This is a genomic window from Janthinobacterium sp. MP5059B, from assembly GCF_001758645.1.
In the GTDB taxonomy this organism is placed as follows: domain Bacteria; phylum Pseudomonadota; class Gammaproteobacteria; order Burkholderiales; family Burkholderiaceae_D; genus Janthinobacterium; species Janthinobacterium lividum.
Map to the genome: position 1 here is coordinate 848,261 of NZ_LRHX01000016.1, position 14,564 is coordinate 862,824.

Sequence of the window (14,564 nt, forward strand, 5' to 3'; positions counted from 1 at the left end):
CGCGCCGCACATATGTCTCGTACTATCCTCACCCTGCTGCCGGTGCTGTCCCTGCTGGCCGCCTGCGCCGGCAACCAGGCTTATAACGATGGCCAGGCCATGCTGGGCGCGGGCCGCACGGAACAGGGGCTGGCCCTGCTGGAACAGGCGGCGCAGGCCGAGCCGACCAACGCCAAGTACCGTATCGCCGTCACGAATGGCAGGATGCGCGCGCTGAACAAGCTGAATGGCGCTGCGGAGGCGCTGCGCCAGCAGGGCAAGCTGCCCGAAGCGCAGGCGTTGTACCAGCAGGCGCTCGCGCTGGACGCCAGCAACGACGTGGCGCAGCGGGGTCTGGCCGGCGTGGTGCAGGATGAACGGCATCACAAGCTGGTGCAGGAAGCGCAGGCCAGCTACCAGCGCGGCGGCGAAGCGAATATCGCACAGGCGCAGGAAGCCCTGCGCCAGGTGCTGCAGGAGCGCCCCGCACAGCGCGAGGCGCTGGCCCTGAAAAGCCGCATCGGCGAGGCGCAATCCAAAAGTCTGCCGGCCGGCGGCAAGCTGGCGGCCGCCTACAGGAAACCAGTCACCCTGGAATTTCGCGACGCGCCGCTGCGTTCCGTGTTCGATTTCATCAGCAAGGTGTCGGGCCTGAACTTCGTCTTCGACAAGGAAGTCGATCCCGCCCTGCGCGCCACCATTTCCGTGCGCGACACCAGCATCGAAGAGGCGATTGCCATGCTGCTAGGCGCCAACCAGCTGGAACAAAGCGTCACCAGCGACAAGTCGATCACGATCTACCCGAACACGCCGCAAAAGGTGAAGGATTACCAGCAGCTCGTGGTACGCACCTTCTTCCTCGCCAATGCCGACGTCAAGACGGTGGCGTTCTCCATCAAGACCCTGCTCAAGGCCAAGGACGTCGTCACCGACGAGCGACTGGGCATCATCATGCTGCGCGATACGCCGGAAATGGTGCGCATGGCCGAACGCATCATCAACGTGCAAGACCTGGCCGACCCGGAAGTGATGCTGGAAGTGGAAGTGCTGGAAGTCAAGCGCACGCGCCTGATGGAACTGGGCGTGCGCTGGCCGGACCAGGCCAGCCTGACGCTGGCCGGCGTCGCAGGCAGCACGGGAGGACTCGGCGGCCTGAAGGTGGCGGACCTGCACCGCATCAATGGCGACAATATCAACCTGGGCATCGGCGGCGTGACCCTGAACGCCAACAAGACAGACAGCGACAGCAATATCCTGGCCAATCCGCGCATCCGCGTGCGCAACAAGGAAAAGGCGAAGATCCTCATCGGCGACCGCGTGCCAGTCATTACCGTCACGACGAATAACGGCGTCAGTTCCGACAGCGTCAACTACATCGACGTGGGTTTGAAGCTCGACGTCGAACCCAACGTCTACCTGGACGACGAAGTGGCCATCAAGATCAACCTGGAAGTGTCGAACGTCGTCAAGGAAGTGATCAGCAAGACGGGCACGCAGGCTTACCAGATCGGCACGCGCAGCGCTTCCACGGTGCTGCGCCTGAAGGATGGCGAAACGCAGGTGCTGGCCGGCCTGATCAGCGACGAAGACCGCGGTACGGCCAACAAGGTGCCGGGCGTGGGCGAGCTGCCCGTGCTGAACCGCCTGTTCGGCAGCCAGAAGGACGACGCCATGCGCAGCGAGATCGTGCTGTCGATCACGCCGCGCCTGCTGCGCAGCATCCGCCGCCCGGACCTGACGACGGCCGAATTCAATTCCGGCACCGAGACATCCGTGGGCGGCCGCGCCAGCGTGGGCGGCTCCCCCGAGGCTATCGCCGCGCCAGAACAGGCCGCGCCGCGCACCGGCTCGCCCATGACGGGTGGAGACGAAGCACCTGCCGCCGGCGACAAGGCCACGGTCAAGGGTGGCCAGTGAGGTGGCCAATGAGGTGGCCAGTGAAAGAGCGGGGCTTTACCTTCATCGAGCTGATGATCACCCTGGCCATCATGGCGACCCTGGCCACAGTGGCCGTGCCGATGGCGCAGGTGGCCTTGCAACGGGCGAAGGAACAGCAATTGCGCAGCGCCCTGATAGAGATGCGCGAGGCCATCGATGCCTACAAGCGCGCTTCGGACAATGGCCGCATCAAGCTGTCGCTGGGCGCTTCCGGCTACCCGAAAAAACTCGAGGAACTGGTCGAGGGGGTGCCCGATCAGCGCAGCGTCTCGAAGCAGAACATCTATTTTTTGCGCCGCCTGCCACGCGACCCGTTCCAGCCCAGGGAAGAAGGCAGCGCCGCCGACAGCTGGAGCAAGCGCGCCTATGCCTCGCCGCCCGACAATCCCAGCGAAGGCGAGGACGTGTTCGACGTCGCCTCGCGCTCGACCAAGGTGGGCCTGAACGGCGTGCCGCTCAATCAATGGTGACCCCCATGCCCCATTCATCCCTGCGGCGCGGTTTTACCCTGGTCGAACTTCTGGTGGTGCTGGCGATCATCTCGCTGCTGCTGACGATCGCCATTCCCCGCTATTTCGGTTCCGTGGAAAAATCGAAGGAAGTCGCGCTGAAGGAAAACCTGCAAGTGCTCAGGAGCGGCCTGGATAAATACTATGCCGACAAGGGCGAGTATCCGGCCGCGCTGGCCGACCTGGTGACCCACCATTACTTCCGCAGCGTGCCGCTGGACCCCGTCACGGAGTCCGCCTCCACCTGGCAGCTGATCCCTTCGCCCAATGGCGAGATCGGCGGCGTGGCGGACGTGCGCAGCGGTGCCAAAGGCAAGACGCGCGAGGGCATCCCCTTTGAACAGCTCTGATTTTCAACACCGCGCACGGGGCTTCGCGTATATCTGGACCCTGATGCTGGTGGCCTTCATGGGCGTGGGCCTGGTGCTGGCCAGCGAACTGTTTGCCACGACCGCGCGGCGCGACAAGGAGCGCGAGCTGCTGTTCATCGGCCATGAATTCCGCAATGCGCTGGGCCGCTACTACGACAGCACGCCGGGCGACGGGCGGCCCCGCTATCCCTTGACCTTGCAGGAACTGCTGCGCGACCCGCGCTTTGCCAACGCCCGGCGGCACTTGCGCCGCCTGTATGCGGACCCTGTCACGGGCAAGGCGGAATGGGGGCTACTGCGGCAGGAGGGACGCATCGTCGGCATCCATTCGCTGTCGCCACAGCTCCCCATCAAGCAGGACAATTTTCTCGACGAAGACGCCAGCCTGCGCCGCAAGCAGCGCTACGCGGATTGGCACTTCACGTATCCGCACGACCTGGTGCTGGCCCCGCCCGATGCCGCCGGCGGCGCGCCCGGGCTCAAGCCGAAAGGCGCAAACTGATATCATGCCCGCATTCCATATTCAGCATCGAGCAAAGGAGCAGGCATGAGCATAGGTGGCACTTCCATCGAACAGGCATTGGCATCGCTATCGGACATGACGGGCGGCATGGTCGCCATCAGCAAGGACGAACATGCGCAACGCATCGCCAGGGCGCAGGCCTTCATGCGCAAACAGGGCATCGCCGCGGTCTACCTGAACGCGGGCGCCAATCTCACCTATTTCACTGGCACCAAATGGTATGCCAGCGAACGCATGGTGGGCGCCATCCTGCCGGCCAGCGGAGAGATCGAATACATCGCCCCCGCCTTCGAGGAAAGCACCTTGCAAGGCTTCATGCTCATCGAAGGCAAGGTCAATTGCTGGGAAGAGCATGAAAGCCCGTACCAGCTGTTCGTCGACGTGCTGGCGCGCATGGGGATAGCTCAGGATGAAGCTGCGCCGCCGCGCGTGGGCATCTGCGAAAGCGCCGCCTTCTTCATCTACGACGGCATCAAGCCGCTGGCTCCCGGCTACGCGCTGGAAAACGCGCGCGCCGTCACGGCGTACTGCCGCAGCCGCAAGTCACCGGCGGAAATCGCCCTCATGCAGCGCGTGATGGACATGACCCTGGCCGTGCACGTGGCCACGGCCAGCATGCTGTACGAAGGCATCACGACGGTGGAAGTGGAAGAATTCATCCAGCGCGCGCACCGCAAGGTGGGCGCGCCCCGCTCGTATTTTTGCATCGTGCTGTTCGGCGAAGCGACGGCCTACCCGCATGGCGTCAACTACGTACAAACCTTGAAAGCGGGCGACACGGTGCTGATCGATACGGGCTGCCAGGTAATGAACTACATCTCCGACATCACGCGCACCTATGTGTTTGGTACGATCAGCGCGCGCCAGCGCAGCGTGTGGAACAGCGAAAAGGCGGCGCAGGCCGCCGCATTCGCGGCCGCGCAGCTGGGCGTGCCCTGCGGCGACGTGGATCGCGCCGCGCGCGTCTCGCTGGAGGCGGATGGCTTCGGCCCCGGCTACAAGCTGCCCGGCCTGCCGCACCGCACGGGCCACGGCATCGGCCTCGATATCCACGAGTGGCCTTACCTGGTGGGCAATGACACGACGCCGCTCGACGTGGGCATGTGCTTCTCGAACGAGCCGATGATCTGCATCCCCGGCGAATTCGGCATCCGCCATGAAGACCATTTCTACATGACGGATGACGGTCCGCGCTGGTTCACGCAGCCGGCGCACAGCATCGATGATCCGTTCGGCTTGCACGCGTAAACAGATGCCCTTGTGTTGGATGACGCTGCGCTAATCCAACCTGCGCCATGCCATGCAGGTCAAGCTGGTATCACCGCAATGCCAGGCAGGTCGGATTGGCGCCCTGCGCGTAATCCGACACAGCGCCTCCCTGCGCCAGCTTGAACACGGCCAGCGCCGTGCCCAGTTGCACGGCCTGTTCCTGCAGCGATTCGGCGGCTGCCGACGCTTCCTCCACCAGCGCGGAATTTTGCTGCGTCATCTGGTCCATGCTGCCGATGGCCACGCCGATATCGCCGATGCCGGCGCTTTGCGCCTGGCTGGCGGTACTGATCTCGGCCATGATGTCGGCCACCTTTTTCACGGAGTCGACGATCTGGCCCATGGTCAGACCCGCCTCGTCGACCAGCTTCGAGCCGACATTCACCTTGGCCACCGAATCGCCGATCAATTGCTTGATTTCGCGCGCCGCTGCCGCGCTGCGCTGCGCCAGGTTGCGCACTTCGGACGCCACCACGGCAAAACCCCTGCCCTGCTCGCCCGCGCGCGCCGCTTCCACGGCCGCATTCAAGGCCAGGATATTCGTCTGGAAGGCGATGCCGTCGATGACGCCGATGATGTCGACGATGCGTCTGGATGAATCATTGATCTCTCCCATGGTGGTGACTACCTGGCTGACCACCTGCCCGCCCTTCACGGCAACCGAAGATGCCGACACCACCAGTTCATGCGCCTGGCCCGCGTTGGCGGCGTTGTCGCGCACGGTGGAGGTCAGGCTGTCCATGCTGCGCGCCGTCTGATCCAGGCTGCCCGCCTGCGATTCCGTGCGCGCGGCCAGGTCCGCATTGCCCTGGGCGATTTCGGCACTGGCCACCTGAATGGTTTCGGCCGACGCCTTGATACCGGACACCATGCCGGCCAGCCGGCCGCGCATCTCCTTCAATGCCGCCAGCAGACTGGCCTGGTCGCCCGCCTCGGTGGCGATCTCCATCGAAAGGTCGCCATCGGCCACGGCACGCGCGATCTGGCGCGCATATTCGGGTTCGCCGCCCAGCTGCTGCCAGATGGCGCGCACGACGAAATGCGACACGGCCACCAGGCAGACGATGACGGCCAGCGCCACGGCGATGCTGGTATTGAGCGCATTGCGCACATTGGCCGCACTGCGTTCGATGCCCTGTTTGAATTGCAATTGCGCCTGTTCGTTGGTTTTTGCCAGGTCCGTGTTGAGCACCGCCAGCGCCCCCTGCATGCGCGCCACGGTCGCTTGCGGGTCGCCCTCTTCCATTTCCAGCATGATGCGCGCCGCACTCAGGGCCGGCGCATAGTAGGCATCGAATTCCCTGGCCAAGCGCAGGCCCTGCTCGCGCTGGCCAGGGATCGCCGCGAAGTCGCCCAGCCTGGCGCGCAGCTTGACTGCCTGGCCGCCGACTTGCCCGATACGTTCCTTGTCGCCTTCACTGACGGCATCGCGCAGGGCGTCGCCGACGGCGGCCACGTCCAGGGTCAGCGACTTGGCCATGTCGAGCACGGGATAGTCGGCGCTTTCGGTGGCGTGGATGGAATTGAGCGTGGCCGTGGACAGGTAGGCGCTGACGGCCAGCCCCAGCCCGAAAATCACGGCCGAGACGACAGGCAGCGCCCATATCTTGCGTTTGATGCTCATTGCTGTCTCCTGATGTTATCTCGTGCAAAAGACGGCATGCGTCGCCGCATGCCGTCATGGCGGCCTTATGGCGTCGTCAGCACCACTTTGACGGTGCCGTCGACGGCACTCTTCTCGATATAGCCGATGGCTTTCGGATCGGCGGCCACAGCCTTCTTCACGTCGGCGCTATTGGCCACTTCCTTCGGCAAGGTCGCCTTGCCCGTGAAAACCAGCTTGGACCACAGGGCCTTCGCCTGCGACGGCTCCTTGTCCGTCACCTTCTTGTAGAACTCCGCGCGCACGGGGGCGCTTTCCGGCTGATCGACCGGCGTCATGGCCGTCGATTTACCGAGGAAGAATTGCGCCACCTGTTCGTTCGTCATGGCGCCGGCGGCGCTCTTCGGATTGACCACTACGACCACTTCGGCCATGGCAGGAACAGCGGTCGACAGCGCCAGCAAGGCAGCCACATTCAAGATCAATGGTTTCATGCGGCGCTCCTTAGAAAACGAAATCGATGGCGGCGGCAGCCACCGTGACGGGGCCATGGAAACCCGGCTTGGCTTGCACGAACAGGCCAGGGCCATTCTTCGGCTTGATGCGGTCGATCTGCACTTTCAGCGCGGCCGAACGGTGAAAGTCCCAGCGCACGCCGATGCTGTCCGTCGATTGCTCCAGCTGATTGCGCATATATGCGAGGGTGTCGACACCGGCCGACAGGGCGCGCAAGGTCGGCGTGCAGGCGGCTGGATAACCGGCAGGACAGGATGCGGGCACGGTGTTGTTCACGCGGCCATCGGCCTTCAGGCTGGCGTGGCTGTAGTACGGCAGGAAGGCGCCGATGCGGTAGCCGCCCATCACGTACCACGAGGTGCTGTCGCTGACATAGCTGTCCGTCTTGCGCTTCGCATATTCGGACTGCACCAGCACATTGTTCCAGTCCAGGCCCAGGCCCACGGACGTAAACGATGCCTTCTTGTCCTTGACTTCCAGCGCATCGGCCAGGGCGCCCAACTGGGCGATCTTGTAGCCGCTGCCGGCCGCGCGCAAGCTGCCCATCAAGGTATTCAGGCTGGGCGAATCATTGATCGTCAGCTTGGTCTCGGCCCGACCGAAACGCACGGTGACGGGACCATGTTCGGCCACCACGTTAAGGGCGACGATGGACTTGCCTTCCACCTGCACGGTCGAATCAGGCCCCGTGGCCAGGGTGGCCTTGGTGCGGCCCAGCGCCAGCTGCGTGGTGATGCTGGTGTCGCCCGCGCTGAACTGGTAGGTGCCATCGATGCCGTCGATGCTGCTCAGGGGAACCTGCGAATACATTTCGCCGGGCGGACGCAGCATGGTGTTGGCATAGCCGACGTTACGGTAATCGGAAATCATGAAGACAGGCAGGCCCATGCGGCCGACGCGCACGCTGAAGCTGTCCGATACCTTGGCCTTGGCAAAGGCCCACGCCAGTTCGGCGCCAAAATCGTCTTCGCCATCCTTGCGCGCCAGCCCTTGCACGGTGGCCGACAGCCAGGGATTGACGGTGACATTGGCCTGCAAACCCAGGTTGGAATCGACGCCTGTGCGGGCGGTGTGGCCTGCGCCGGCAGCCTGGTTCGGGCGCGCGAACTGCGCACTGTCGGTATCGGCCATGGTCATGGCGGCGGTGCCGTAACCGCTGATCTTGACCGCGGGACCAGGGGCCTCTTCGGCATAGGCATGGCTGATGGCCAGGGGCATGGCCAGCAGGAAAATCAGGACGTGTTTATTCATAGTAATTAAATACCCGTAGCGGTGACCGTTAATCGTGGAATGGGACTCGCGGTCGATGGCTCACCGGCCGTAAAAGGCCGGGTCCGTTTTTTTCGCGCCGCCATCGCCTTGGGCGTCCATGGCGGCGTGACCAGTGAGTAAAACCATGCTACAGAGAAAAGGTTTTACGTTGGAAAGTTTTCTTGAGGCAATGAGCGAATTCGCCCATTTCCATGAAAAAAGCACGCGTTCTAGAGGGGTTTATCTAAATAGCACGCCGTGCAAAACCACACTTAGGCTATATTTTTCATACACTTATGGATAATTCAAGACGAAAAGAATCCGCATAAAAAAAGCGCCGCCCGCGCGAAGATCGCGGGCGGCGCCGTTCAAACCAGTCCTGCCAGAGACGCTTACTCTCGGACTTACTCGCGCTTCGACACCAGGGTCAGAATGTCGTAGCTGGCCACCAGTTCCTCGTTCTGGTTCGTCACCTGCACGTCCCACGCGACCACACCCTGGCCTACGCCAAACACGTCCTTGCGGTTGCGGTCGACCTTGCGCTTGCACGTCAGGCGGGCGCGGATGGTGTCGCCAATCGCCACCGGCGCGACGAAGCGCAGGTTGTCCAGGCCATAGTTGGCCAGCACGGGACCGACGCCTGGCGAGACGAACAGGCCGGCGGCGGCCGACAGCACAAAGTAGCCGTGGGCGATGCGCTTGCCGAACTGCGATTCCTTGGCCGCAATTTCATCGAAGTGCATGTAGAAGAAGTCGCCCGAAATGCCGCCGAAGGCGACGATGTCCGCTTCGCTGACGGTGCGGCGGTGCGTGAGCAGCGAGTCGCCCGTCTTCAAGTCCTCGAAGTGCTTGCGGAACGGGTGGATCGGGCTTTCATTGACGTCCGCGCCGCGCACGTATTCACCGGTGATGGCCGCCAGCATGGTCGGCGAGCCTTGCACGGCCGCCCGTTGCAGGTAGTGGCGCACGGCGCGCACGCCGCCCAGCTCTTCGCCGCCGCCCGCGCGGCCAGGGCCGCCGTGCTTCAGTTGCGGCAGCGGCGAGCCATGGCCCGTCGAATCGACGGACGCCACGCGCTCGAGCACGTGCACGCGGCCATGCGTGGCCGCCACTTGCGGCACCACGCGCGCGGCGATCTTCGGATCGCGCGTCACCAGGGTGCTCACCAGGCTGCCCTTGCCGCGCGCTGCCAGGGCCAGCGCTTCATCGATATCCTTATAGCCCATCATGGTGCTGACGGGGCCGAACGCTTCCACGTCATGCACGGCATCGTTGCCGAAGGCGTCACGGCACAGCAGCAGGGTCGGCGAGAAGAAGCTGCCGTCAAGGGCACCATCGCCCAAAGGACTAAAACCATCGGCCGCGCCGAACACCACTTCATTACCCTGCGACAGGGTGGCGACCCGTTCGGCCACGTCGTTCTGCTGTTCCTTCGACGCCAGCGCGCCCATGCGCACGCCCTCGATGGACGGATCGCCCACCACCACCTTGGCCAGGCGTTCGCGCAAGCGCGTGCCGACGGCGTCCATCAGGTGCTCGGGCACGATGATGCGGCGGATGGCCGTGCACTTCTGGCCCGATTTCCCCGTCATCTCGCGCACGACTTCCTTGACGAACAAGTCGAATTCCACGTCGTCTGGCGTGACGTCCGGCGCCAGGATGGCGCAATTGAGCGAATCGGCTTCGCCGTTGAAGGGCACGGACTGGGCGATCAGGTTCGGATTCGTGCGCAGCTTGGCGGCCGTGGCGGCCGATCCCGTGAATGTCACAAAATCCTGGCCATTCAGGCGGTCCAGCAAGTCGCCCGTGGAACCGATCACCAGCTGCAAACTGCCGGCCGGCAGCAAGCCCGATTCATGCATCATGCGCACGACGGCCTGCGTCAGGTAACTGGTCGCCGTGGCCGGCTTGGCGATGCAGGGCATGGCCGCCAGGAAGCTGGGCGCGAATTTTTCCAGCAAGCCCCAGATGGGGAAATTGAAGGCGTTGATGTGCACGGCCAGGCCGCCGCGCGGCACCAGGATGTGCGTGCCGGCGAAACCGCCTTTTTTACCGAGCGCTATGGCCGGGCCTTCGTGCAGCACGTTCGACGACGGCAACTCGTGGCTGCCCATGCTGGCGTAGGCGAACAGGGTACCCGTGCCGCCTTCAATATCGACCCAGCTGTCGGCACGCGTGGCGCCCGACAGGTGCGAAATCGCATACAGTTCTTCCTTGCGCTCGACCAGGTACAGGGCCAGCGCCTTCAGGCGCGCGGCGCGCTGCTGGAAGTCCAGCGCCATCAGGCCCGGCACGCCCGTCTTGCGGGCATACGTGACGGCTTCGTCGAAGTCGATCTTTTCCGCATGCGTGTGATAGATGACGCGGTTGTTCAAGGCGCTGTGCAAGGGCACGGCAGCGCTTTCGCCCAGCCAGCGGTCGGCGATCAGGCTTTGCAGGGTGGATATATGAGCCATGTGGTTTACTCCTATGTTGGTTTACTGCGTGCTTACTGCGCTGCTGCGTTCTTGTGCAAATGCAGCGGCAAGGCGGATTCGAAATTCAGGCGCTGGCGGCCGGCCTCGACTTCCGTCAGGGCCTCCACTTCGCGCATCGTCTGCATGGAACGCACGGCCAGTTCGTGATATTGGCCCGTGCCCGAGCTTTTCCATTTGATTTCATCGTCGGTCAGCGCGCGGATGATCTTGGCCGGCGTGCCCACCACCATGCTGCGTGGCGCGACGATCATGCCCGCCTTCACAAAACTCATGGCCGCGACGATGGATTCCTCGCCGATGACGGCGTTATCCATCACCACGGCGTTCATGCCGACGAGCGTATTGCGGCCGATGCGGCAGCCATGCAGCACGGCACCATGGCCGACATGGCCGTCGACTTCGACCACCGTGTCGCAGCCGGGGAAGCCGTGCATGACGCAGGTGTCCTGCAGGTTCGCGCCCTCTTCCAGGATCAGGCGGCCGAAGTCGCCGCGGATCGAGGCCAGCGGACCGATATAGCAGCGCGGACCGATGATCACGTCACCGATCAGCACGGCCGATGGGTGCACATAGGCGCTGGGGTGGACGACGGGGGTGACGCCGTTGATTTCGTAGACTTTGACCATGTTGCGCTCCTATTCATCTTTCGTGCCAAGCACGTTATTACCAGACGCAGCGGAAAACTGGGGTCAGACCCCGGCCCTCCGCTGCTGTCCTCACATCCCCAGATAAGCGCTCTGTACCTGCTCGTTATGCAGCAATTCAGGCCCCGGACCGGACAGCGTGATGGCGCCCGTCTCGATCACATAGCCCACGTCGGCGATCGACAGAGCGGCGTGCGCATTCTGCTCGACGAGGAAGATGGTGATGCCCTGGTCGCGCAGCTCGGCCACGATGCGGAATATCTCCGCGATCAGGAGCGGTGCCAGGCCCATGCTCGGCTCATCGAGCAGCAGCAGTTGCGGGCGGCCCATCAGCGCGCGCGCCATGGCCAGCATCTGCTGCTGTCCGCCCGATAACGTCCCGGCCAGCAGCAAGCGCTTTTCCTTCAGGATCGGGAACAGGCCGTACATGCGCTCCATGTCACCGGCCACGTCCTGCGGTGGGCGTGTAAAAGCCCCCAGGCGCAAATTGTCTTCCACCGTCATGGGGCCGAACACTTGCCGCCCTTCCGGCACCTGGCAGATGCCGGCGCGCACGCGCTTGTCGGCGCTCATGCGGCTGACGTCCTGGCCGGCGAAGGCGATGCTGCCGGCGCTGATCGGCTGCACGCCGGAGATCGCCCGCAGCAGGGTTGTCTTGCCTGCGCCATTCGCGCCCACCAGCGCCACCAGCTGGCCCTGACGCACTTGCAGGTCGATGCCGTGCAAGGCCTGGATGCGGCCGTAATGGCTGGTCAGCCCTTTGATATCGAGCACCAGCGGAGTCTGAGGTTTTTCCATTGTCATCATGCCGCCACCCCCAGATACGCCGCCACCACGTCGGGATTTGCGCGCACTTCGGCGGCGGTCCCTTCGGCCAGCTTCTTGCCATAGTCGAGCACCAGGATATGGTCCGACAGATTCATCACCAGTTTCATGTCATGCTCGACCAGCACCACCGTCACGCCCGATTGCGCCACCTTGCGGATCAAGGTTTCGATCTCGCCCGTTTCCGTGTGGTTCAGGCCCGCGGCCGGTTCATCGAGCAGCAGCACTTTCGGCTTGGCCGCCAGCGCTCGGGCAATTTCCAGGCGCTTCAAGGCGCCATACGACATCTGTCCCGCTTCGTCATCGATATGCCGGCCCACACCGACGAATTCCATCAGGCCCGCCGCCTCGTCGCGGCAAGCCGCATCCGCGCGGCGCACGGACGGCAAACGCAGCATGGAAGCGAACAGATTCTGATTCAGGCGCAAATGCGCGCCCACCATCACATTGTCGATGGCCGTCATGTTCATGCACACTTGCAGGTTCTGGAAGGTGCGGCTCATGCCGCGCCGCGCCAGCGCATCGGGCGGCATGGCGGCCACGTTCTCGCCATTGAGCAGGATTTCGCCCTTGCTCGGCGTGTAGACGCCCGTGATCAGGTTGAACAGGGTGGTCTTGCCGGCGCCGTTCGGTCCGATGACGGAGTGGATATTACCCTCCTTGACGGTAAAGCTCACATCCTGCACCGCGTGCACGCCGCCGAAGCTCTTGCTCAGATTGTTAATCGTCAGCATCTCACACCTCCTGCGCGGATTTGACGGGCGCCTTGGGCGTGGCGGCCCGCTTTCGCGAACGGCTGGCCAGGCTGGGCACCAGCCCCTTGGGCATGAAGATCATGGTCGCCATCAGGATCACGCCAAACACCACCGTTTCCCAGCCTTCAAAACTGGACAGCAGCTGCGGCAGGATCGTCAGCAGGGCCGCGCCGATGATGGAACCGAAGATCGACGCCATGCCGCCCACCACCACCATCGTAACCAGCTCGATCGAGTGGAAGAAGCCGGCCAGGTTGGGCGTGATGAAACCGATGTAATGGGCGCTGATGCTGCCCGCGATGCTGGCGATGACGGCCGACAGCACAAACACGCGTACCTTGAAGCGGGTCGTATCGACGCCGACCACGCGGGCCGCCACTTCCGAACCATGGATGGCCTGCAGCGCGCGGCCGACAGGCGAATCGATCAGGTTCAGGGCCAGCCACGTCACCAGCAACAGCAGCACGGCGCACAGGATGTACCACGATTTTTCGCCGGCAATTTCCAGCCCGGCGACCGAGAAGGCGGACACGCCGATGCCGTCAGGGCCGCCCGTCCACTGCGTCTCGTTGTTGATGACGATGGAAATGATGATGCCCAGGCCCAGGGTCGCCATGGCCAGGGTGTGGCCCTTGAGTTTCAGCACGGGACGCGCCAGCAGCAGGGCCAGCAAGCCCGTGGCAACCGCTCCTGCGGCCAGCGCGGCCAGCGGCGGCCAGCTGTAGTGGGTGGTCAGCACGGCAGACGCATACGCGCCCAGGCCGTAGAAACCGGCGTGGCCCAGGCTGATCTGGCCCGTATAGCCCATCAGCAGGTTCAGGCCGATGACAACGATGGCGTTCAGGGCAATGCGAATCGCCACGTCATAATAGAACGCATTGGTGAGGAACAGGGGCAGGATGGCCAGCACCAGGGCCAGCAACAACAGGCCACCGTGGCGTGAGCGGGCAAAGAAACTCTTCATACACGCTCCGAATTTTTAGCGCCAAACAAGCCTTGCGGCAGGAAGAACAGGATCAATAAAATCAGCACAAAGGGGACGGCATCTTTATAAGCCGACGAGATGTAGCCGGCCGTCATGGCTTCGGCGATGCCGAGGATCAGGCCACCGGCAATCGCGCCCGCGCCACCGCCCAGGCCACCGAGGACGGCGGCGACAAAGCCTTTCAGGCCCAGCATGATGCCCGCGTCGTAAGACGTATACGTGATCGGTGCAACGAGGATGCCGCCGGCAGCGCCCAGCAGGGCCGACAGGCCGAACGAGAACAGCAGCACCTTGCGCGTGTTGATGCCCACCAGTTGCGCGGCCAGCTTGTTGTGGGAGGTGGCCAGCATGGCCTTGCCCATCAGCGTGCGGCCGAAGAACCAGCCCAGCACCAGCACGATGACGACGGTGACGCCCAGCACCCACAGGCTTTGCGGCAGCAGGCTGGCGCCCAGGAATTCGATCGGCGCGTCGCCGGAAAACGCGGGCAGCGAATGCGTGTCCTTGCCCAGCCAGATTTGCACCAGGCCGCGCAGCACGAGCGAGGCGCCAATGGTGATGATCAGGAGCGTGATGACCTGTGCATTTTGCGCCGGTTCGATCACGGTTTTTTCCATCAGCAGGCCAACGATACCGGTGGCGATGACGGCCAGGATGATGGCCAGCGGCAGCGGCACGCCGGCGGCCGACATCACGGCAGCCAGCATCCCGCCCAGCATGATGAATTCGCCCTGGGCGAAATTGATCACGCCGCTGGTGTTGTAGATGATGGTGAAGCCCAGCGCCGCCAGCGCGTAGGCGGAACCGACCGTCATCCCGGAATACAGAAATTGTAGAAATTGTGCGACTTCCATGGTGTCTCCATTATGTTCGGCTATGCGCGGACCGCCTTCGAGGGTGGCCCGCGCAGGTACTTCTG

14 protein-coding genes are annotated in these 14,564 nt (G+C 63.7%); 5 read left to right on the forward strand and 9 right to left on the reverse strand.

The genetic code is table 11. The annotated features are described in order from the left end of the window. The first annotated feature begins 12 nt into the window (after positions 1 to 12). From JAB1_RS20860 to JAB1_RS20880, 5 genes are read left to right on the forward strand one after another with little or no spacing between them, the layout of a single operon-like run. Positions 13 to 1,896 (forward strand): secretin and TonB N-terminal domain-containing protein, encoded by a 1,884-nt coding sequence (locus JAB1_RS20860; RefSeq protein ID WP_070281612.1) that lies wholly within the window; start codon positions 13 to 15, stop codon positions 1,894 to 1,896. 8 nt (positions 1,897 to 1,904) lie between these two features. Then, positions 1,905 to 2,387 (forward strand): type II secretion system protein, encoded by a 483-nt coding sequence (locus JAB1_RS20865; RefSeq protein ID WP_070281613.1) that lies wholly within the window; start codon positions 1,905 to 1,907, stop codon positions 2,385 to 2,387. A gap of 5 nt (positions 2,388 to 2,392) precedes the next feature. Beyond that, positions 2,393 to 2,776, forward strand: coding sequence for a type II secretion system protein (locus JAB1_RS20870; protein ID WP_083299877.1), 384 nt, complete (start codon positions 2,393 to 2,395; stop codon positions 2,774 to 2,776). Further along, complete coding sequence (locus JAB1_RS20875) at positions 2,763 to 3,299, forward strand: type II secretion system GspH family protein (RefSeq protein ID WP_070281615.1); 537 nt, start codon at positions 2,763 to 2,765, stop codon at positions 3,297 to 3,299. The genes JAB1_RS20870 and JAB1_RS20875 overlap by 14 nt, the downstream gene beginning before the upstream one ends. 45 nt (positions 3,300 to 3,344) lie before the next feature. Continuing rightward, complete coding sequence (locus tag JAB1_RS20880) at positions 3,345 to 4,568, forward strand: Xaa-Pro peptidase family protein (RefSeq protein ID WP_070281616.1); 1,224 nt, start codon at positions 3,345 to 3,347, stop codon at positions 4,566 to 4,568. Between the two features lie 70 nt (positions 4,569 to 4,638). Here JAB1_RS20880 and JAB1_RS20885 read toward each other — a convergent pair whose 3' ends face one another. The 9 genes from JAB1_RS20885 to JAB1_RS20925 form a co-directional block, all read right to left on the reverse strand. After that, positions 4,639 to 6,213 (reverse strand): methyl-accepting chemotaxis protein, encoded by a 1,575-nt coding sequence (locus tag JAB1_RS20885; protein ID WP_070281617.1) that lies wholly within the window; start codon positions 6,211 to 6,213, stop codon positions 4,639 to 4,641. A 65-nt stretch (positions 6,214 to 6,278) separates the two neighbouring features. After that, on the reverse strand, positions 6,279 to 6,686 hold the full coding sequence (locus JAB1_RS20890; RefSeq protein ID WP_070281618.1) for a hypothetical protein: 408 nt from the start codon (positions 6,684 to 6,686) through the stop codon (positions 6,279 to 6,281). A gap of 10 nt (positions 6,687 to 6,696) precedes the next feature. After that, positions 6,697 to 7,959 carry a hypothetical protein gene (locus JAB1_RS20895; protein WP_070281619.1) on the reverse strand — a complete coding sequence of 421 codons (1,263 nt, stop codon included), beginning with the start codon at positions 7,957 to 7,959 and terminating at the stop codon, positions 6,697 to 6,699. Positions 7,960 to 8,363: 404 nt separating this feature from the next. Then, on the reverse strand, positions 8,364 to 10,415 hold the full coding sequence (gene paaZ, locus JAB1_RS20900) for a phenylacetic acid degradation bifunctional protein PaaZ (RefSeq protein WP_070254573.1): 2,052 nt from the start codon (positions 10,413 to 10,415) through the stop codon (positions 8,364 to 8,366). A 32-nt stretch (positions 10,416 to 10,447) separates the two neighbouring features. Further along, positions 10,448 to 11,062, reverse strand: a complete 615-nt coding sequence (paaY, locus tag JAB1_RS20905; protein WP_070281620.1) for a phenylacetic acid degradation protein PaaY — start codon at positions 11,060 to 11,062, stop codon at positions 10,448 to 10,450. A gap of 90 nt (positions 11,063 to 11,152) precedes the next feature. Continuing rightward, entirely contained in the window at positions 11,153 to 11,878 is a 726-nt protein-coding gene (locus JAB1_RS20910) for an ABC transporter ATP-binding protein (RefSeq protein ID WP_217494308.1), read from the reverse strand. 5 nt (positions 11,879 to 11,883) lie between these two features. Then, positions 11,884 to 12,639, reverse strand: coding sequence for an ABC transporter ATP-binding protein (locus JAB1_RS20915; protein WP_034780381.1), 756 nt, complete (start codon positions 12,637 to 12,639; stop codon positions 11,884 to 11,886). Between the two features lies 1 nt (position 12,640). Next, positions 12,641 to 13,624, reverse strand: a complete 984-nt coding sequence (locus JAB1_RS20920; RefSeq protein WP_070281622.1) for a branched-chain amino acid ABC transporter permease — start codon at positions 13,622 to 13,624, stop codon at positions 12,641 to 12,643. After that, complete coding sequence (locus JAB1_RS20925; protein WP_034780386.1) at positions 13,621 to 14,499, reverse strand: branched-chain amino acid ABC transporter permease; 879 nt, start codon at positions 14,497 to 14,499, stop codon at positions 13,621 to 13,623. Before JAB1_RS20925 ends, JAB1_RS20920 begins: the two co-directional genes overlap by 4 nt. Positions 14,500 to 14,564: the final 65 nt, after the last annotated feature.